The sequence below is a fragment of the Nesterenkonia sphaerica genome (genome assembly GCF_005771565.1).
Classification (GTDB): domain Bacteria; phylum Actinomycetota; class Actinomycetes; order Actinomycetales; family Micrococcaceae; genus Nesterenkonia; species Nesterenkonia sphaerica.
In genome coordinates this window covers 140,825-160,266 of the sequence record NZ_VAWA01000005.1, presented here as the reverse complement: position 1 = coordinate 160,266, position 19,442 = coordinate 140,825, and the positions used below count along the sequence as shown (strand labels likewise).

14 protein-coding genes are annotated in these 19,442 nt (G+C 66.7%); 5 read left to right on the top strand and 9 right to left on the bottom strand.

Going from position 1 to position 19,442, the window contains the following annotated elements:
* Window positions 1–79: 79 nt before the first annotated feature.
* Window positions 80–763: a ubiquitin-activating E1 family protein gene (locus FEF27_RS05890; RefSeq protein WP_138169923.1), complete on the bottom strand. Its 684-nt coding sequence runs from the start codon at window positions 761–763 to the stop codon at window positions 80–82.
* A gap of 114 nt (window positions 764–877) precedes the next feature.
* On the opposite strand from FEF27_RS05890, the gene FEF27_RS05885 reads away from it, so the two are divergent.
* Window positions 878–1,408, top strand: a complete 531-nt coding sequence (locus FEF27_RS05885; RefSeq protein WP_138169922.1) for a M48 family metallopeptidase — start codon at window positions 878–880, stop codon at window positions 1,406–1,408.
* Between the two features lie 2 nt (window positions 1,409–1,410).
* Here FEF27_RS05885 and FEF27_RS05880 read toward each other — a convergent pair whose 3' ends face one another.
* On the bottom strand, window positions 1,411–3,543 hold the full coding sequence (locus tag FEF27_RS05880) for an ATP-dependent DNA helicase UvrD2 (RefSeq protein WP_138169921.1): 2,133 nt from the start codon (window positions 3,541–3,543) through the stop codon (window positions 1,411–1,413).
* Window positions 3,544–3,645: 102 nt separating this feature from the next.
* Here FEF27_RS05880 and FEF27_RS05875 point away from each other — a divergent pair, with 102 nt between their 5' ends.
* Together FEF27_RS05875 and FEF27_RS05870 are read left to right on the top strand one after the other, a co-directional pair.
* On the top strand, window positions 3,646–5,148 hold the full coding sequence (locus tag FEF27_RS05875; protein ID WP_138169920.1) for a macrolide 2'-phosphotransferase: 1,503 nt from the start codon (window positions 3,646–3,648) through the stop codon (window positions 5,146–5,148).
* 81 nt (window positions 5,149–5,229) lie between these two features.
* Window positions 5,230–6,402, top strand: coding sequence for an MFS transporter (locus tag FEF27_RS05870; protein WP_138169919.1), 1,173 nt, complete (start codon window positions 5,230–5,232; stop codon window positions 6,400–6,402).
* A 25-nt stretch (window positions 6,403–6,427) separates the two neighbouring features.
* Here FEF27_RS05870 and FEF27_RS05865 read toward each other — a convergent pair whose 3' ends face one another.
* Together FEF27_RS05865 and FEF27_RS05860 are read right to left on the bottom strand one after the other, a co-directional pair.
* Window positions 6,428–10,126 (bottom strand): ATP-dependent helicase, encoded by a 3,699-nt coding sequence (locus FEF27_RS05865; protein ID WP_166429924.1) that lies wholly within the window; start codon window positions 10,124–10,126, stop codon window positions 6,428–6,430.
* A 17-nt stretch (window positions 10,127–10,143) separates the two neighbouring features.
* The gene (locus FEF27_RS05860; protein ID WP_138169917.1) at window positions 10,144–13,374 is read right to left on the bottom strand and encodes an ATP-dependent DNA helicase; all 3,231 of its coding nucleotides are present in this window, start codon (window positions 13,372–13,374) and stop codon (window positions 10,144–10,146) included.
* Between the two features lie 141 nt (window positions 13,375–13,515).
* Between FEF27_RS05860 and FEF27_RS05855 the strand changes: the two genes are divergently transcribed.
* Together FEF27_RS05855 and FEF27_RS05850 are read left to right on the top strand one after the other, a co-directional pair.
* Complete coding sequence (locus tag FEF27_RS05855; RefSeq protein ID WP_138169916.1) at window positions 13,516–14,235, top strand: 3'-5' exonuclease; 720 nt, start codon at window positions 13,516–13,518, stop codon at window positions 14,233–14,235.
* Between the two features lie 37 nt (window positions 14,236–14,272).
* Window positions 14,273–14,533 carry a hypothetical protein gene (locus FEF27_RS05850; protein ID WP_138169915.1) on the top strand — a complete coding sequence of 87 codons (261 nt, stop codon included), beginning with the start codon at window positions 14,273–14,275 and terminating at the stop codon, window positions 14,531–14,533.
* Window positions 14,534–14,544: 11 nt separating this feature from the next.
* Here the strand turns inward: FEF27_RS05850 and hemL are convergent, their stop codons facing one another.
* The 5 genes from hemL to hemQ are packed head-to-tail and all read right to left on the bottom strand — an operon-like array spanning window position 14,545 to window position 19,402.
* The gene (gene hemL / locus FEF27_RS05845) at window positions 14,545–15,849 is read right to left on the bottom strand and encodes a glutamate-1-semialdehyde 2,1-aminomutase (protein ID WP_138169936.1); all 1,305 of its coding nucleotides are present in this window, start codon (window positions 15,847–15,849) and stop codon (window positions 14,545–14,547) included.
* Window positions 15,849–16,829, bottom strand: coding sequence for a porphobilinogen synthase (gene hemB / locus FEF27_RS05840; RefSeq protein ID WP_138169914.1), 981 nt, complete (start codon window positions 16,827–16,829; stop codon window positions 15,849–15,851). Before hemB ends, hemL begins: the two co-directional genes overlap by 1 nt.
* Window positions 16,830–16,839: 10 nt before the next feature.
* Window positions 16,840–17,607, bottom strand: coding sequence for a uroporphyrinogen-III synthase (locus tag FEF27_RS05835; RefSeq protein WP_138169913.1), 768 nt, complete (start codon window positions 17,605–17,607; stop codon window positions 16,840–16,842).
* 20 nt (window positions 17,608–17,627) lie between these two features.
* Window positions 17,628–18,647, bottom strand: coding sequence for a hydroxymethylbilane synthase (gene hemC, locus FEF27_RS05830; protein ID WP_138169912.1), 1,020 nt, complete (start codon window positions 18,645–18,647; stop codon window positions 17,628–17,630).
* Complete coding sequence (gene hemQ / locus FEF27_RS05825; RefSeq protein WP_138169911.1) at window positions 18,647–19,402, bottom strand: hydrogen peroxide-dependent heme synthase; 756 nt, start codon at window positions 19,400–19,402, stop codon at window positions 18,647–18,649. Before hemQ ends, hemC begins: the two co-directional genes overlap by 1 nt.
* Between the last annotated feature and the right edge of the window lie 40 nt (window positions 19,403–19,442).

Genomic DNA, 19,442 nt, shown 5'->3' with positions numbered 1-19,442 from the left:
TATCGCTGGTGCCTGGCCGATGCCGTCTTCGTTCGCTCACAGCCCGTTCGCCACCTGCCCCGCGGCCAGCCCGCGCGCCTTACCCACACACGCACTCCCGTCGCGGATCATGCTGGATAGTCTTGATGCGTCCGGTTGCCGCCTCCGCCATGAGCCCCGCGCCCCTCAGGACCCCGGGGGTGAGACCATTAATCAGTATGACGACCTGCTGCGCTGCCACCGCGGCGGCAGCGGCCTGCAGCACAGTGATATCCGCGTCTGCGGCGGGTGTCTGCTGCTGGTTGAACGGGCTGATTCCCATGCAGTGACTGCACACCAGGGATGCCTGGTGCAGCAGGGGCCCGATTCGCCAGCCCGCAGTGGTGACCGAGACCGGAAGCAGCACCGGTGACTCTTCGAGCCTGCGGCTGAGCATGGCGTCTGATGCTCGACGCTGCCCCACCAGCAGGTGTAGATCTGCGCCGCGTATTGAGGATTCCGGCGGGGCTTCGATGACAGCCGTCTCCCCCGATGCCCCGCCGAGCAGCCCGGCGGCGGCCTCGGCCCGGCGTCGCCCGGCGTCCATGGATCGCAATCCGGTGTCTTCACGTGTGACCGGCTGGTCATCACGCAGCACCAGGGTGCCGATTCTGCTTCTGATCAGATGTTGTGCAATCTGCAGCCCTGCAGGGCAGAGCCCTTCGACCACCACCACGGCGAGCCGGCGCCTGGCCTGACAGACGGCAGCCGGGGCCCAGCTCTCCAGCTCAGGGGCAGTACTCATGACACGCGCCTCAGGTTTGAAGTCTTTTGACACCGTTCATTATCTCTTGATCAGCCTTCGGCAGAATGAGTTTTCCACAGTGCGCAGCAGGTGCGCGGCGTACACTGACCTCCGATGGCACAGCAGCAGTCCCGGATCCAGGTTGATGGCGAAGATGTGGTGGTGATTCGCTCCACGAAGCGTCGACGCACGGTGAGCGCCGATATCTCACACGGCGCCCTGAGGCTGCGTGTGCCGATGCGCCTTCCGCGCAGAGACGTCGAAAAGCACGCCCGTGCTTTCCGGGAGCGGCTGGCCAGCCGGGCCGCGCGCGCCGGACGCAGCGATGAGGCCCTGCTCACCCGGGCTCAGGAACTTGCCGGCGAGTATTTTACGGAGACGGTGAGACCGGCCTCGGTGACCTGGTCACAGCGGCAGCTGAAACGATGGGGCTCCACCACCTCCACCACCGGGGATATACGGCTCTCCGCCCGCTTGCGCGGCATGCCGGGATGGGTGGTCGACGCAGTGCTGGTTCACGAGCTGGCTCATCTGATTGAGCCCGATCATGGACCGGGGTTCCAAGCGCTGGTGGACCGTTATCCGCGCACTCGGGAGGCTGACGCGTTTCTTGCTGGCGTCACCTGGGCGGACCAGCAGGCGTGACGCTAATCCGTGCGACCAAACTCCTCGATGGCCGCTTTGAGACGCTCCCCGTGAAGTTCCAGTTTGCGCTCGCCGATCCCCGGGATCTTCAGCAGCTCGGGGTCTGAGAGCGGCTTGTGCTCTGCCAGGTGCTCCAACGTCGAGTCGGAGAAGACCATGAAGGCACGCGTGTCCAGCTCCTTGGCGTAACCCCTCCGCCACGCGCGCAGATGTTCGAAGAGCTGTTCGTCGTAGCGGGGTGGGCAGTCCGCGCACCGGCGCCTGGAAATCTGTGTTCCCACCGTCAGCACCTCTCCGCACCCGGCGCAGACTGCTGCTTTGCGGCTCCGGGCTGCGGCGTTGGGGCTCAGTTTCCCACCCCCGGGGGCGATCCGTCGCGTCGTCTGCTCCAAGCCGAGTTCTTTGCGCAGCGGAATCAAGAACCTGGAGCTCTTGCGCCGGCCGCGCCCGCCGGGGTGCCGCGCGGCTGCCGAGGACAGGTACAGCCGGGTCTTTGCCCGGGTGATGCCCACGTAGAGCAGCCGCCGCTCCTCGTCGAGTTCCCGCTGAGACTGCGCAAAAGTGATGGGCATCAGCCCTTCGCAGAGTCCGATCAGGAAGACCGCTTCCCATTCAAGCCCTTTGGCGGAGTGCAGAGAGGCCAGCGTCACCCCCTCCACGGTGGGCGCGTGCTGCGCAGCGGAACGTTCGTCGAGTTCAGCCAGGAACAGCCTCAGGGTCAGATCCGGGCGCTCTTGGGCCAGCCGCTCAGCCAAACCCACCAGCGCTGCCAGGGATTCCCACCGCTCTCGCACAGCACCGGCGGAGGGCGGCGCCTGAGCGGTCCAACCGATCGAGGAGAGCACCCCGCGAACTGCCTCCGGCACAGAGTCGGCAGAGTCATCCGCGACCAGTGAACTCGTTCGCAGAGCAGCGATGCCTTCCCTGACCTCCGGGCGGGAGAAGAACCGTTCCGAGCCGCGCAGCTGATAGGAGAGGCCAGCGGTGGCAAGCGCCTGTTCCAGTGCCTGGGCCTGCCCGTTAGTCCGGTAGAGCACCGCGATCTCACTCAGCGGCGTCCCCGCCTCGGCTGCCTCGGAGACTTTCTCCGCCACCCAGGCGGCTTCGGCGTCGTCGTCGGCCAGCTCTGTCAGCTCGGGACGGGGACCGCCCTGCCTCTGGGAGATCAGTTGCAGCGGTGGTGACCACGGCGCATCTCCCCCGGGGCGGCGATCGGCCAGAAGAGTGTTGGCCAGCTTCACCACCTCCGGAGTGGAGCGGTAATCACGGACCAGCTTCACCACCTGCGCCTGCGGATAACGACGCCGGAAGTTCAGCAGGTACTCCGGGGTGGCCCCGGTGAAGGAATAGATGGTCTGGGCGGCGTCTCCGACCACGCACAGCTCCTCGCGTCCGCCCAGCCAGAGGTCCAGCAGGCGCTGCTGCAGGGGTGAGACGTCCTGGTACTCGTCGACGATGAAATGGCGGTACTGCTGCCTGACCTGAGCAGCGACCCGCTCGTCCGATTCGAGCATGCCGACGGTGAACAGCAGCACATCTTCGAAGTCCATCAGGTGACGGTCCTCCTTGAGGTCCTCATAGGCCTGATAGAGCCGGGCGAAGGCCTGGTGGTCAACCCCCGCGGGGGCCTCCCGCTGCCCAGCGTGGGCGAGATAACCCTCAGGTGTCAGGGTGGAGGCTTTGGCCCATTCAATCTCGGAGGCGAAGTCACGCAGCCCGGCCCGGTCGGTAGTCATGCGCAGCCGCTTGCCGGCCTCTGCCAGCAGTTTGATCTTGTAGTCCAGGATCTGCGGCAGGCTTCCGCCGATGGCCACGGGCCAGAAGTACTGCAGTTGGCGCAGCGCGGCCGCGTGAAACGTCCGCGCCTGGACCCCGGGGGCACCAAGGGCCGCCAGACGGGAGCGCATCTCGGCTGCGGCTCGGGCGGTGAAGGTCACCGCCAGCACCCGGTGCGGGTCATACACTCCGGCCCGCACGCCGTAAGCGATCCGGTGCGTGATGGCCCGGGTCTTGCCGGTCCCAGCCCCGGCGAGGATGCACAGCGGACCGGTCAGCGCGGAGGCGGCGGCCCGCTGCTCGGCATCCAGCCCGTTCAGCACTGATTCGGGCGCAGCCTCCCGTAGGGCATTAGTCATAGGGTCTACGGTACCGCCGCAGCAGGATCTGCCCAGGATGTTTTCCACAGTCTTCCGCGTTGCATGCCGGTTATGAGGCCACTGGTGGCTAGGCTGAGATCCGTGCGATGGACTTCGATGGAATTGGCTGCCCTGGCGACCCGCGCGGTGCCGGGTCTGTCTCCGACCGGTGTGGCCGATGCGCCCGACGACGCCCGGGACTTCATGTCGGCAGTGGTCGTCGACGACTCCGGAAACCGCTGGCGGGTCCGCGGCCCACAGCACCAACAGGCCGCCATGCGCTTGGAGACCGAGGTTCAGGTGCTGCGAGGGTTCTCCACCGCTATCCGCGCCGAACTGCCGTTCCGAGTCCCCAGCGTCGCCGGCGCGACTCGCGTCGAGGAGATGCGCGTCTTTGTGTACAACCACCTGCCCGGGGAGCCGGTGGCGCTGAGCGAACTGGTGGGGGCATCACCGGAGCTGGTTGAGGACCTGGGCCGGACCATCGCTGCGGTGCACGATCTGACCGAATCTGTGGTGGACCATGCGGACCTCCCTGCCTACAGTGCCGAACGAGTCCGCCAGCGTCGGCTCAATGAACTCGACGCCGCGGCCGCCACCGGTCAGATCCCCCCACTGCTGCTGCGGCGGTGGGAGCGTGCGATGGAGGATCGGGCGCTGTGGAAATTTGCGCCCACCGTGGTCCACGGGGATCTGCACGAGGACAACCTGCTCATCGAGGGTGACCGCGTCATGGCCGTCACCGGGTGGACTGACTTACATGTGGGAGACCCCGCCGATGACCTGGCCTGGCTCATCGCCTCCCCCGATCACACCTTCAGCGACCGCGTGCTCAGCGCCTACACCGCACACCGGCACGCGGTGCCGGACGAGCATGTGCTGCGCCGTGCCGCACTCTCGGCTGAATTTGCCCTTGCACAGTGGATGATCCGGGGCACCACCAGCGGCAACACCCAGATGATCGAGGAGGCCGCAGGCCTGCTACGGCAGCTGGCAACAGACATTGAAACCTACGGCGGGCGTCCGATCGCACTGGATTCGCCGGCCGACGGGCCCTCCCCAGCCCCCGCGGACCAACAGGACTCCAAGCCTGTCCGGCGAGCCGGGGCGGCGGCCACTGTCGCTGGGGCAGGTTCGTTCAGCCCTGACGAGGACGACGACGAGCCGGCTTATGTCACCGACGCTGATGTCGCGAACGCTGCAGCTGACGCTGACCAGCAGAGCCCTGCTCCGGCCGCATTCGCGGCAGACCCCCTGACAGAGGAGCTGCCGGCCTATGTCGATGACGCCGGTGAGTTCGACCTACCTGCGCCCGCGACTGGTTCGCTGCCGATCCAGCCCGACGACGCCTCCGAACGCCGGGCCAAACAGAAGAACTTCTTTCCGTCCTCGGCTGCCTCGGCGGCTAGCGCACGCTCGGCCAGCTCGTCGGCGTCCTCGTCCTCTGCGGCTTCCGCCGCCTCGGCACCCTCCGCGTCATCTGCGGACTCCGGCGGCGCCGCGGAGTCACACGGCGCTGACGACTCCGCTGGGTCAGCACCGAGTCCGGCTTCCGCCGCCTCCCTCTATGACCGTCACCCGGGCCTGCGTCCGCCGGGCAGCTGACCTGCGATTCCGACTGAGAATGTCGAGGCGGGGAATGATCCTCGCCGGTCCGCGGTTGGGTTGTCGGTGACCACCAACCACATGAGTCGGACCCAGATGGCCTGGGCGATTCTGGCACTGGCGACCGGGGGCTTCGCCATCGGCGTCACGGAATTCGCCATAATGGGCCTGCAGCGGGAGATCGTGCTGGATCTCGGGGTGAGCTACGGTCAGGGCGGGATGCTTGTCTCCGCATATGCGCTGGGCGTGGTGGTGGGGGCGCCCATCCTGGCTCTGATGGGCGCAAAACGCGAACGGAAAACCTATGCGCTGTTCCTGCTGGTGCTGTTCATCATCGCCCACGTGCTGAGCTTCGTCGCCCCCAATTTTGAAACTCTGCTTGCTGGACGGTTTCTCTCCGGGCTCCCCCACGGGGCGTATTTCGCCACAGCGGCGCTGATGAGCGCCCAGATGGCGGGTCCGGCCAAGCGAGGACGGGCGATCGCTGTGGTGCTCTCTGGATTGGCGATCGCCAACGTCTCCGGGGTGCCGGCTGTCACATGGGTGGGGCAGCTGTTTGGGTGGCGCTGGATGTTTCTGATTGTGGCGATCCTGGCGGGGGTGACGATGCTTGCGGTGGCATACCTGGCCCCACGTCAGGCAGCTCCGGCCGGCGCATCAGTCAGAGGGGAACTGCGCGCACTGGCCAATCAGCGGCTATGGGTCGGTATCGGCTTGGCGATCATCGGATTTTCCGGCATGTTCGCCATTTACACGTATTTGTCCCACGTGGCCGTGGAGGTCACCGGGTTCAGTGACAGTGTGCTGCCGTGGGTGGTGCTGATCTTTGGTGCAGGCATGGTCATCGGCACATTTACCGGTGGTGCGGCGACCGATAAGTCGGTCCTGGGCACAGTGCTGGTGGCTATGGTCCTCGTGGCGGTCTTCATGGGGTTGTTCGCGACGTTCGCTCATATCCCGTGGCTGATGCTTCTGCTGCTCTTCTGCGTCGGGGTCTCGGCAGCAAACCTCGGCCCGGCGATGCAGACGCACCTGATTGACACCGCTCCGCGGGCTCCGCAGCTGGCGGCCAGCTTCCATCACTCGGCGTTCAATGCCGCGAATGCACTCGGTGCCATCGTGGGCGGAGTAACCATCGACGCCGGGCTGGGGCTGCGTGCGCCCGCCTATGCGGGCTCCATCGCCGCAGTGGTGGGTGTGGGAATCGTGCTTTATGCCATTGTGCTCACCCGTCGGGCTGGTCAGAAGGTGTGAAGTCCGCTGGCCCCCGGGCCGGAGCTCACCCGGCCGATGCCGGGATGACGGAGTCCCCCCGGATGATGGATTCCACAGTGCTGACATCGGCCAGTGTCTCAGGGGAATGGACTGTATCCCGGTCGAGATAGACGAAATGCCCGCGGATATGGTGCAGCGGCACGCTGTAGAGCCTGCTGAAGGCAATCCGATAGACCGCCAGCTGCAGTTCCTTCTCCTCCAACTCAGGGCCTCGGGGCACCTCTCCAGTCTTCCAGTCGACGAGATCGAAAGTGCATGTGGCCATTCTGTGGTCGCGCTCAGTCCGCGGCAGCCCGGTCCAGGTCTCGAAGACATGATGACTCAGTGCCGCGCCCTGGGCATCTGTCGCGAACACGGCATCGATCCTGCCCCGGAGTGTGGTGCCGGCAATCGTGGTCTCCAACGGGATTTCGACTGCGAAAGCTGGCTGGGCTGCCCAAGGGCTGTTCTGATAGCTGGCTCGGACTCGCTCCAGCTCCAGCGTTCCTTCGGTGTCTTCCGCCTCATGTGCAGAGAAGAGTTCGTCGATATCCGGCAGGGAAGCCTGCACTTCCAGGACCTGTTCGATAATCGCGTGAATTGCGGTTCCCCGCCGCGCCGCAGACGAGGGCCTCTGCGGGATGGGACGCCGCGCCTGTTCCAGCACCTGGGTCCGGTCGTGTTTGAGCTGGACGATGGATGAGGCGGATAGCTGACGGGGCAGCTGCAGCGCCCGGGCGGAGGACCGCCATTGTTCGGCGCGCTGGATGACCAGCCGCGCCTGCTGCATCCACGGATGTGAGTCTCCCGCCGCAAGCTCCGCCGCACCCAGCTCAGCGGCGACAAGTTCCGCCGCCTGCTCCAAGGCTGGTCGGCGACTGATACGGCGCGGCGGATCGGCGGGGTCGAGGTCTTCGTAGGTGTCGATCGATGTGGGATCGCTCAGGTCGGCTTTGATGAGCCGGTGGCGCCGCACATCCACCTCGGCCAACGGATCGTACGGCCAAGCGGCGCTGAAAGTGATGTCCGACAACGGGTTTTTCGCATCGGGGTCATACTCGTGCCAGGCCAACTCTTCGAACTGCCGGCTGCTGGCAGTACGCTGCCCCAGTTCCCGGATCTCAAGAAGGAACGGAGAGGCATCCTGGCCTCCAGAGGCTCCGTAGAAGCACGCCCCGGTGCACAGCAGACGGGCCCTCGCCCTGGTCATCGCCACGTAGGCCAGGCGGCGGTCTTCCTCCTCGCTGAACTCCCGGCAGTCCTCCTTATAGACTGGACCTTCGTAGCCCTTCAGGGAGCCAGTTTCCCCCGCTGAGCGCACCCAGACCTGTGCGGTGCGCTTGTTGGTATCCTGCGGCTGATCGCAGTCCCATTGAGGCAGCGAGTCGGCATCACCGCGAAGCGGCCATGGCAGGTCGCCCTCCTTCTTGGTCCACCGGCCCGCCATGCCGGGCGGGCGCGGAAAGCGGTCCCTGCGCAGTCCGGCCACCGCGACTACGTCCCACTCCAGTCCCTTGGAGCCGTGCACGGTCAGCAGCTGCACGGCGCCGGGCTGCGGGTCGGCGGCTGCCTGCTCGAGTCCCCGCTCCTGATGGGAGGCTGCACTGAGCCATTCGAGGAAACCGGAGAGGTCTTGGCCTGAGGAGGATGCGGCGAACGTTTCCGCGTAGTCGATAAGCGCGTCCAGCTGTCGGGTCGGATGGCTGCCCACTTCCCAGGGACGCGCGGCGACCTCCACTCCGAGACCGGTTTCGCTGATGATGCGTTGCATCAGGCTGCCCAGATCCAAGTGGAGCAGTCCGCGCAGGGTGCGGAATTGGTCACGGGCCCGAGCGATCCGCTCGATCCCGGATGCTGAGAAGCCCTGCCGGGAAGGTTCCTCAGCGGTGGGATCCACGTCGAATCGGTCGAGGGCTTCCACCAATGATGGCATCTCGTCGAGCTCGGGCTCCAAGGAACTTTGGGTCTCCTCGTCGGCCTCGATGACCTTTCCCGTGCGTTTCCGCGCGCTGCCGGAGGCGCGGCGACCCAGCAGATACAGATCCTTCGGGCCGATGCGGAAGCGGGCCCCGCCGAGGATTCTCAAGAGCTCGTCGGAACGCTGGGGGTCGGCGAGGACACGCAGGTAGGCGAGCAGCTCCACCACCTCAGGGCGGTGCAGCAGCCCGGAGAGTCCGGCGAGTTCGTACGGGATTCCGCCATGGCGGAGGGCGTCTGCAATCTTCCCCAATTGACTGTGCGTATTGGCCAGCACCGCGCACTCCGGAGGATCCGCCGCGGGTGCGCTCTCCAGGGCCGAGCGCATATATTCCACGATGGCGGCGGCCTCCTGGTCTTCGGTGGCGAAGAAGCCGTAGGTGACGCGTCCGTCGGCCACAGCGTCCACGGGCGCGATGCGCTGCACCGGCGTCGAGCAGCCTTCTGCGCTGGAGGTGACCGGCACCCCCTCCTCAGTCAGGACTCGGCCACGGGTATCCATGCGGTCGGCGGTGATGAGTTCCTTCAGTTGCCGCCGCAGCCTGCCGGTACCCTGATGCCAGCGTGGGCCGGTGGTCTCCGTGTAGCGCGCAAAAGGCCGGACCAGGGTGTTGGCCACCTCGAGGATGCTGCGGCCGTTGCGCCAGGCTATGGTCAGCTGTTTCAGTGCTGCTGGCCTGGCGCGTCCTGTGTGTGGGTCCACCGCGGGAAACTTCTGGGGGAATTGGAACAGCTGCCCGGCGGAGGCCCCTCGGAAACCGTAGATGGACTGATTGGGGTCACCGACTGCGGTCACTGCATGCCCGGTGCCGCCGCCGAACAGGTCGGTGAAAAGCGTCAGCTGCGCGTGCGAGGTGTCCTGGAATTCGTCCAGCAGCACCACTTTGTACTTTTCCCGCTCTCGGGATCGAACCGGCGAGTTCTCGGCTGAGGCGAGCTGCGCGGCATAACGCAAGAGGTCTCCGTGGTCCATGAGACCCTCCGCCTGTTTGACCTGTTGGTACTGGGCGGCAAGCTTGGCTGTTTCCCGACGCAGCCTGAGCGTGTTGAGCAGGCCCTGGCCACCTTTGCTCATCTCGTGTTCCCACTGTTCAGCGCGGGAGATCTCTGCGGTGAGCCATTCGATGACCTGATCGGGTGTCCTGAGGTGCTCTGCCATGTCTTGGGAGAGTTTCAGCACCTGTCCCGGCAGAGTACTGGCAGTGACGTCGGCCTGGATCAGCGCGGCGCCGTCCTGGTATTCGGTGATCAGGCGAGTGATGATTTGCCATGATTGGGCGCCGCCGATGAGCTCCGAGTCCGGTTCAAGCCCCATATGCAACCCGTATTCGCTCACCAGGGAGTGCGCGTAGGAGTGGTAGGTGGAGATATGGGGCTCCACGACACTGGCCAGGTCCATTTCAGGGTGTTCCGCATTGCGGTATGCCAGGGTGCGAAGCTCCTGCGGAATGAGGTCCTCGGCCTGGATCAGTCCTTTGTCAACAAGTTTGTGCAGCTTCTCAGTAACGCGCTCAGCCAGTTCGCCAGCGGCCTTGCGGGTGAACGTCACGCCGAGGATTTCAGGCGGAGTCACCAGGCCGTTAGCGACGAGGTACACCACTCGGTCCGCCATGGTGGCGGTCTTGCCGGAGCCGGCGCCTGCCACGACCAGCATCGGCTCAAGCCCGGCTTCGATGACCGCGCACTGTTCCGGGGTGGGGGTGAACTCTCCGAGGGCCTGGGCGATCTCAGCCGGGGTGAATTTCAAGGTTGTCTCCTCAAGTCTCATGGCTGGGTCACCTGCCTGGATTCCTCACAGAGCGGGCACAGCGGCCCGACCCGACAGGTATTCCACCGGCCGGACCCCGCATCGGCAGCGATCCGCGCGACGAAGCTCGGCTGGGTCATGACGTGGACGGCTTCGCGCAGTTGCTGCACCGGCCAGGCGCTGGGAGCCTCCAGCGGGGCCGCGTCCTGGTCCCGCACTGTGGGGTTCTGGTTCGCCGCCACATACAGCAACGCCGCCCTCTCCAACTGTCCGAGTCCGCTCAGGGCAGGGTCACCTGCGGCCAGGAGCTGGTATAGGCCCAGCTGCGGGTGACGCTTCGCCGCATCGCGGGTCGGTGCTTTCCGGCCGGTTTTGAGGTCGATGATGTGCAGCTTGCCGTGTTCACGCTCGATGCGGTCGATGACCCCGGTGATGATGACTGGGCCTTCCCTCTCCGAGTCGGCGGCCTCCGCGCCGGCGGTGGCCTGGATCTCTGTGCCAATAAGCTCCCGGTTGCCCACGCCTACGTGATACCGAGCCAATTGCCGCAGCATCTCTCTGGCCCGAGCCTTCTCAGCATCTGCCTCCCACCCTTGCAGCCGCAGCTCGTGCCATCGGGCGTCCAGCACCTGGTGCAGTTTTTCGACCTCAGTCTCTTCGGGATGCTGCTCAGCGATGGAGTGGATGAGCGTGCCGAGCTGACGGCTGAAGTCAGTGGGTTCGGTCCCGCCGACTCGTTTGATGAACCACTCCAGGGGCTGAGTGATGGCGGTCTCGACTGATGAGGGTGACACGCGCAGCTCGTCTTCAGGAGGATGGACCGGTTCCGTGGTGCTCAGCTGCGGCAGTCCCCACCAGGTGGACGGGCTGGCGCCGGTGATGTGGTGCCGGGCCAGTGCTGCCAATGCCTGCGCGGCGTGGAGGTCTGTGGGGTCGTCCTCCAATGCTCGGCGCAGCTCCGCGACGAAGGTGACCTCTGTCAGGGGGCGGGAATCAGCCTCGGAGGGTGCTGGCCGATCCTCGGCGGCGGTGATGAGGCTCAGCAGAGCACTCGGCCGCTCTTCCTGGGTCTCCACGGCGACGGCGAACAGGCGGTTGGTCGCCCGGGAGAGCGCCGAGGCGAAAAGACGATATTCGTCCTGCAAGGTCTGGATCCGCTTGACCATCACACTGCGACTGGCGACGCTGCTGTGTCCCTCGACCACATCGGCCAATTCCTGGCTGCGCAGAAGTTGCCCACGAGGCTGGAGGTTCGGCCAGATGCCCTGCTGGAGGTCCAATACAATGACGGTGTCGAAGTGCCGGCCTGCAGCAGTGGTGGGGGTCAGCACCTCGACCCCCTCGTCAGCCGAGGTGGTCTGCGCCAGGGTATCCATGGGAAGTTCCAGCCGCTGCAGGTGCTGGGCGAAGTCTGCCGCGCTGCCGGTCGGGTTCTGCTGCTCGTACCGTTCAGCGGCGTGGAACAGTGCCAGGACAGCGTCGAGGTCCCGGTCAGCTCGTTCTGCCTCCCAGCCTGTGTGTTTGGTGGCTTCTCGCCAGGGCTCAGCGAGCCCTGCGGCGTCCCAGATCTGCCACAGCAGCTCACCTGGGGCGGAATGTGTGCCCGCTGAGCCGACCGCTCCGAGCATGAGCGCGATCCGTCTGAGCCCATATGCCGAGTTCTCTGCACGGCTACCCCTGGCCGGAGCGGCGACGGCGCGCAGAACTGGGTCTTGGGGATCGTGGGCGGCGGCAAGGATCAGCTCATCCGAGCTGCGGACCTGCCTGCCCTCCGCGGAAGCGAGCTGGCGCTCCTGGCTCCGCAGCTGCTGCCGCACCCCCCTGAGCCGCAGTGGGTCGGCCAGCCCGTATCTGGAGTCGAGGAGTTCCAGGACTTCACTGAGGCTGAACCCGCCAGGGTGGGGTTCACGGCCCGACCAGGAGAGCAGAGTCAGCAGCGGGGCCACAGCCGGTTCCTGGTGGAGGACGACGTCGCGCATGGACTGACGCACCGGCACTCCATGTGCCGCCAGTGCTCTGCTGATCCGCCGGGCGCCACTGCCACTGCGGGCGATCACCGCGATCTGACTGAATCTCACACGCTGATGATCGTGGCGGCGCAAGATTTCGGTCAGCACTGCGCGTTCAGCGGCGTGGGCGCTGACCGCGGTCACGGCCTCTGCCGATCCGTCTGGGTCGGATCCGCCAGCCTCCCCGTGCAAGTAGGGCTGCCACATCCGCCGGAGAGCCGTTTCCGCCGGGGCTGCGATCCGCTGTGCGACTTTCGCATAGACCTGCGCCACTGGCCCCGACATGTGATGCCCGGTGAGCAGGTGAATCTCTGGGTCCGTTCCGTGGAGTCCCCGGGCGGGATCGGGTGCCATCAGCTCGGTCCAACCTTTGAGCCTGTCCGGCCTGGCACCGCGGAAACCCTGAGTCACCGTGTCCGGGTTTGCCATCGCCAACACCGGCCTGCCGGCACCGATGAGCCTCAACATGCGGTAGACGCTGGGGCTGGCTTCATGGAGGTCGTCAACCACAATGCGCAGCAGCCGACGCCGCTCTGCGTCGAGCAGCTCGGGATTTTCCTCCAGGAGCCGGCCAGCCTCGCTGATCAGCCCGGCAGGGTCGTAGGCATCTTCAAACTCCGCCGAGCTGAACCTTTCCAGGTAGCGGGAATACACCTCAGCTGCTGCCCGCCACTCGGGGATGTGCTGCGCCTGAGCAGCGCGCTCCAGCCAGGAGGCCGTCACGCCGTACTCGCGCGCGCGGTCGAGCAATTCGCGGACTTCTCTGCGGAAACCGGCGGCGTGGGTGGCCTCCCGCAGACTCTCCGGCCACCGGTCGATGACCCCCTCGCCTGCCATCTGCTGGAGGATGTCTCCGATAATGCGGTCCTGCTCCGCCCCGGAGAGCAGTCTGGGCCGCTGCGCGGCGAAGCGGAGCATGTTGCGACGCCGAGCTTCGCCCAGCACCCAGAACGCGTAGGAGGCGAACGACCGCGAGGGCTGCTCGCTCAGCGCGGCCTCAGGGGATTCGGCCCCCCATCGTGCTTCGATTTCATCGCGCAGCCGGGCGGAGGCGTCGCGAGTCGGTGAGAGCACCAGCAGGTGACGGGAGTCCTCACCGGTGCGCAGGAAGTCCAGTGCCGACTCCACCGCTGCGCCGGTCTTGCCGGCCCCGGGCGCCCCGTAGACCAAAGTGGGGCAGGACGGAGCAAGCGGTATCTCTGAGCCACGCTCTTCGGTGAGCTGCGCCTGTGTGTCCATGGTCTCCTGCCTGTCTCAGTCTGCCTGCGGGGTGAGAGCTGCACGCTGCGGTTCTCCCAGCCTAGGCCCACCCTCTGACATCCTCGGACTCCGGTTCACTGGTGCCGGGGCACCTCCGGGCTGCCCGGTAGGGTGGCGTGCATGGAAAGCGACGCGCTGTTTGAGCTCCATCCCTCCGGCGCCTCCTGGCATCGACGGCGCCGGGTGGGGTTTGATCTGGAGACCACCTCTCGGTTTCCCGCTGAAGCGCGGATTGTCTCCGCTGCGCTGGTGACCTGTGACCCCGAGGACTCTGGCTCCCCCAGAGTGCGGGAGTGGCTGGTCAACCCAGGAATAGACGTTCCGGAGGAGACGGTGAAGATCCACGGACTGAGCACCGACTATCTCCGGGAGCACGGCCAGGAACCCGCAGAGGCCGTCGGGGAGCTGCTGGCCGCCCTGACCCGCGAATTCTTGGCCGGAACCGCGGTGGTGGTGATGAACGCCCCCTATGATCTGGCGGTGCTGCGCGCTGAAGCGGCGCGCTACGGGTTTGAGTTCCCCCGCCCGAGTCCGGTGATCGACCCACTGGTGATCGACAAGCAGGTGGACAAGTACCGGCGGGGGAAGCGCCGGCTGCACGACCTCTGCGGCGTGCACGGGGTCGAGCTGGCCGAGGCTCACTCCGCGGCCCCCGATGCTCTGGCCGCCGTCCAGGTGGCAGATTGTCAGGCCGAGAAGTATCCAGAACTGCAGATGCCCGCCCAGCAGCTGCATGACCTCCAGGTGGTGTGGAAGGCCGACCAGGCGGAGGATTTTCAGGCGTACCTGCGCCGGCAGGGCAAGACCGACACCGTGATCGACGGTTCGTGGCCGCTGTGACCGTCTGAGAGGGGGCAAGTGCGCAACAATAGGACCTATGACTGAGACCACCGGAGATCCGGACAGAGACGACAGCGAGCGCCGGTTCGACCAGAGGTGGAGCCGTGACCACGCCGACGACGTGCCGCGCACCGCCTCCGGCGCATTGCCGATAAGCGTCTTGGTGATCGCGGCTGGGATCTTCGTGCTCGGGTTCTGGCTCTTCCGCCGCTGGCGCCAGCAGTACGTCGACTACAGCAATCTCGGCGGGTGGGGGGAATCGGTTCAGCCGGCGTTGCTGGTCCTGGGCCTGAGCTGACCGGCGGCGCCTCAGCCCGCCGCGGCGGCAGCTTCCGCGGCGCGCGGCAGGGCGCGCAGCACACGGTCGACGGCGGCGTCGTCATGGGCTGCGGAGAGGAACCAGGCCTCAAACACGCTGGGCGGCAGGTAGACTCCCTGGTCCAGCATCGCGTGGAAGAACGGCCCGTACCGGAAGGACTCCTGAGCCTGAGCCTGGGCATAGTTGTGCACGCCTGTAGCCGAAGTGCCGAAGGCCACCGAAAACAGTGAGCCTACCTTTTGGATGGTGTGATCCACCCCAGCATCGGTCAGCGCAGCGGCCAGCGCCTCGGCGACCACCTGCGCTTTTCGATCAATATGCTCGTACACCGCCGCGGTGGCATGGTGCAGAGTCGCGACCCCAGCAGCCATAGCCACCGGGTTCCCGGACAGTGTGCCGGCGTGATAAACGGGACCGGTGGGAGCCAGCCGCTCCATCACCTCACCACGGCCGGCCAGCGCCGCCGTGGGCAGCCCCCCGCCGATGACCTTTCCGAAGGTGAACAGGTCCGGGGTCCACCCTTCTTGCCGTCCCGACGCTCCCCAGTAGCCGGCCTCTGTGATGCGGAAACCGGTCATCACCTCGTCAAAGATCATCAGCGCGCCGTCGGCGGCGGTGAGTTCACGGATCAGCTGGTTGAATCCCGGCTCCGGGGCCACCACGCCCATGTTTGCCGGGGTGGCCTCGGTGATGACCGCCGCGATGTTACCGCCGTGCTCCGCGAAGACCGCCTGCAAAGCCTCGCGGTCGTTGTACTCGATCACGATGGTCTCCCAAGCCTGGGCCTCCGTAACACCTGCTGAGCCGGGCAGCCCCAGGGTCGCCACCCCAGAACCTGCCGCCGCCAGCAGTCCGTCAGAATGACCGTGGTAGCAGCCGGCGAATTTCACGATGAGGTTCTTTCCGGTGGCTCCGCGGGCGAGCCGGATAGCAGTCATGGTCGCTTCAGTGCCGGTGGAGACCATCCGGATCATCTCTGCGGCAGGCACCCGTGAGCGCACCAGCGCCGCCAGTTCCGCCTCCAGCGGGTGTGAGGTGCCGAAACCGAGTCCGTTGTCCACGGCAGCGTGCACCGCATCGATCACCGCGGGATGGCTGTGACCCAGCAGAGCCGGACCCCAGGATCCCACAAGGTCCACATACTGCTTACCTTCCACATCTGTCAGGTAGGCGCCCCTGCCCTGCACCATGGACACCGGCGTTCCCCCCACGGAGCCGAACGCGCGCACCGGAGAGTTCACGCCTCCCGGCATCAGGGTCTGAGCAGTGGAAAAGAGGTTCTGGTTGGTGGTCATCATTTCTCCTGCAGCCAACGGGCTGCCTCGGCGGCGTAATAGGTCAAGACATTGGTGGCTCCGGCACGCCGGATGGCGGTCAGTGTCTCCAGGACCACCGCCCTGCGGTCCACCCATCCCTGGGCTGCGGCGGCCTCGATCATCGCGTACTCGCCGGAGACCTGATAGGCCGCGACCGGCACGTCGCTGAGCTCGGCCACGTCCGAGAGAATGTCCAAGTAGGCGCTGGCAGGCTTAACCATCACCATATCCGCACCTTCATCCAGGTCCAGCTGGGTCTCCTTCAGCGCCTCAGTGCGGTTCCCCGCATCCATCTGGTATTGGCGGCGGTCCCCCTCAAGCTGCGAATCCACCGCTTCCCGGAACGGGCCGTAGAACGCTGAGGCGTATTTCGCGGAGTAGGCGAGTATGGACACACCTTGGTGGCCGGCGGCGTCGAGCGCTTCGCGGATCACTGCCACCTGTCCGTCCATCATTCCGGAAGGGGCGACGACGTCAGCCCCCGCCTCAGCCTGGACGACGCCCATCTGCGCATACAGCTGCAGGGTGGTGTCATTGTCCACCTCGCCGTTGGAGTCCAGCACCCCACAGTGACCATGGTCGGTGAACTCATCCAGGCAGAGGTCGCTCATCACCGGCAAGGCACCACCGACCTGCTGGGTGACTGAGCGGATGCTGCGGTTGAGGATCCCCTCGGGGTCGAGCCCGGCGGTGCCGTGGGCGTCGCGCTCGGCGGGAATGCCGAAGAGCATGATGCCGCCGAGGCCCAGGGCGGCTGCCTCGTCCGCGGCGTGCAGCAGCGATTCCTCCGTGTGCTGGAAGACCCCAGGCATGGAGCTGATCGGTGCTGGTTCGTCCAGGCCTTCTCGGACGAAGACCGGCAGGATGAAGTCCGCTGGGTGCAGCCGGGTTTCGGCCACCAGCCTGCGCAGGGCCGGGGTGCGGCGCAACCGGCGGGGTCGTAAGTGCGGGAAAGCCATGATCTTCAGTCTAGGGCTCCCCAACAGGCCTTGACACGCCCAGTCGGGCCAGCGCCTCCCTGACCCCCGCGGCAGTCGGTTCAGACAGCACCGCGTCCGCCGGCCGGCCCAGCTGCCGCAGCGTCTGGGCGGTGGGCTCACCGATGGCCAGGACACGCACCGAATGGACCTGGAGGCGCACCCAGGCCGCTGCGGCCGTGGAGCTGGTGACCAGGACAGTGTCGCCGTGGCGCAGGCTGACCGCTGGCCGGTCCAGGGCGCGTGTGGCGTAGGCGCTCACATGGGTGACGTCCCACCCCTTGGCGCTCAGCCCTGCGGCAAGCTCCGGCCGGGCCTGGGCCGACTGCGGAAGCAGCAGGCGTGCCCCGGAGGCCGGAGCGGGCAATTCGGCAAGGATCCCCGCGGCGCTGTGCTGCTGCGGGACCCACGGGGTGGGTGCCCCGGACTGCTCGCGCAGCACCCGAGCGGTCCCCGGGCCCACGACCCCTAGGCGCGTGCGTGCTGGCAGGGTGCCGTCCCAGCCACAATGAACCAGTGCACGGACCGTGTTGGCGCTGGTGAGCAGCAACCAGTCGAACTGACCCTCGAGCAGCTCCGCGAGGGCGCGGCGGAGCCGCCCGGGCTCGTCAGGAGCCACCTGCTGAGTCAGCGGCATGTGGGCGACGGTGTGGCCAGCCCTGAGCAGGCCCTCCTCCAGTGCGGAGGCCTGCGCCTCCGGGCGGGTCAGGACGATGCGCCCGCTGGCTTGGCGCTGGGGGTCAGGGAGCCGCGGGTCCACAGTCTTCTCCCGATGCTGCGTCAGCTGTCGACAACGTGCTGAAGCAGCCCGCGGTCCTCGGACAGGAGTGTTTCAGCGACTCGGACTCCGAGGGCAGCGGCGGCCTCGATGCCAGCTTCGCGAGTAAGGCCGGGCTCCAAGGTGAGCTCCTGACCCGCGCGCTGAACCTCAGCGCCATCGGGAGCACAGACCATCGTGTCCAAACGCAGGTTCACCCCACCGTCAGGTTCATCAGCACACCGGGCCAGCCCTCCTATGGGCGCGGAGCAGCCAGCGTTGAGCCGAGCCAGCAGCGCCCGCTCCGCGGTAGTCTCCAGGCGGGTCTCCAGGTGGTCCAGCTGCGCCAGGCCCACCGTCAGCGAGGGCCCGGGGGCCGAGTGCGCGCTGCGCACCTCGACCGCGAGCGCCCCCTGCCCCGGAGCTGGCAGCATCAGCTCAGGATCCAGCAGCTCTGAAATGTGGTCATGGAGGCCCAGGCGGGCCAGCCCGGCACCTGCGAGCACCACGGCGTCCAAGTCCCCGCGGGCGGCGTCGGGCGCTTGGCTGGACTTCTCCGCAGCGTCTTCGCGACCGCGGACCCGCGCTAGGCGGGTGCCCACATTGCCACGGATGTCCACGATTCTCAGGTCGGGACGAGCTGCCCGCAGCTGTGCGGCACGCCGCGGGGAACCCGTGCCGACCTGCGCGCCCTCCGGGAGCTCGTCCAAGGTGAGGTCATCAGCTGCGCACAAAGCGTCACGGACATCGGCCCGTTCGGGCACCGCTGCGATGCTCAGCCCGTCGACATCTTTGGCGGGCAGATCCTTCAGTGAATGCACTGCCACGTCGATCGCGCTGTCGAACAGCGCTTGGCGCAGTGCGGTGGCGAACACCCCGGTGCCGCCGAGCTGACTCAGTGGACCGGTGAGCACATCACCCTCGGACTTGATGGTGACCAGCTCAAAATCGAGGCCGCCGAGTTCAGCGAGGGCCTCGGCGGCGGTGGTGCTCTGCCGCACGGCGAGCCTGCTGCCCCGTGTGCCGACCCGGAAGGTCTCCATCAGGCCAGCACGTCAAGCGCGTCGAGGGTCTCATTCAGTCTGCGGCCGGTGTAGAACGGGATCTCGTCACGCACGTGGTACCGGGTCTCGGATTCACGCAGCCGGCGCATCATGTCCACCAGGTCACGCAGATCTGGGGCTTCCAATGCCAACAGCCACTCCCAGTCGTTAAGTGCGAACGCGGAGGTGGTGTTGGCGAGCACCGAGGGAAACTCCTGGCCCAGCTCGCCGTGTTCGCGCAGCATCTTGCCGCGCTTGGCTGGGTCCAGCAGGTACCAGTCGTAGCTGCGGTTGAAGGGGTAGACAGTCAGCCACTGTTCCGGCTCCACCCCGCGGGAGAAAGCCGGGACGTGGCCGCGGGCGAACTCCGCTGTGCGGTGCACACCCATGGCGGAGAAGGCGATTTCTGTGGTGTGGAGCAGGTCGGTGCGGTGCAGGGCCCGCAGGGCCGCCTGGAGCTTCTCCGCCTTGTGGCCGGTGAGCCAGAGCATTACGTCGGCCCCGGCCCGCATCCCGGAGACGTCGTAGATACCCCGCAGCTGCGCGGCGTCGTCGTCGGCTCCCAGTCCCCCGCCGGCGAGGGAGCTCACGAGCTCATCGAAGGCATCGGCGGTCTCTTGGGCTGCGTCTCCGGTGGGTGCCTGGGAGCGGCGCTGAGGCTGTGTCCGGGCGAACACGGTGAAGAGGGTGAACCAGTCTTTTCCGGAGGAGTTGACATCCTCCGGGCTGCGCTGCGGGTTGCGGCCGTATGTCATGGGGCCAGCTTATCGCGCACGGCAACTGGCTTCTACGCTG

Bases quoted from the DNA above. Each gene is read 5' to 3' on its own strand.
- hemC (WP_138169912.1), bottom strand. From the start codon at position 18,647: ATGGAGACCTTCCGGGTCGGCACACGGGGCAGCAGGCTCGCCGTGCGG.
- FEF27_RS05890 (WP_138169923.1), bottom strand. From the start codon at position 763: ATGAGTACTGCCCCTGAGCTGGAGAGCTGGGCCCCGGCTGCCGTCTGT.
- hemQ (WP_138169911.1), bottom strand. From the start codon at position 19,402: ATGACATACGGCCGCAACCCGCAGCGCAGCCCGGAGGATGTCAACTCC.
- FEF27_RS05870 (WP_138169919.1), top strand. From the start codon at position 5,230: ATGAGTCGGACCCAGATGGCCTGGGCGATTCTGGCACTGGCGACCGGG.
- hemB (WP_138169914.1), bottom strand. From the start codon at position 16,829: ATGGCTTTCCCGCACTTACGACCCCGCCGGTTGCGCCGCACCCCGGCC.
- FEF27_RS05855 (WP_138169916.1), top strand. From the start codon at position 13,516: ATGGAAAGCGACGCGCTGTTTGAGCTCCATCCCTCCGGCGCCTCCTGG.
- FEF27_RS05850 (WP_138169915.1), top strand. From the start codon at position 14,273: ATGACTGAGACCACCGGAGATCCGGACAGAGACGACAGCGAGCGCCGG.
- FEF27_RS05885 (WP_138169922.1), top strand. From the start codon at position 878: ATGGCACAGCAGCAGTCCCGGATCCAGGTTGATGGCGAAGATGTGGTG.
- hemL (WP_138169936.1), bottom strand. From the start codon at position 15,849: ATGACCACCAACCAGAACCTCTTTTCCACTGCTCAGACCCTGATGCCG.
- FEF27_RS05880 (WP_138169921.1), bottom strand. From the start codon at position 3,543: ATGACTAATGCCCTACGGGAGGCTGCGCCCGAATCAGTGCTGAACGGG.
- FEF27_RS05860 (WP_138169917.1), bottom strand. From the start codon at position 13,374: ATGGACACACAGGCGCAGCTCACCGAAGAGCGTGGCTCAGAGATACCG.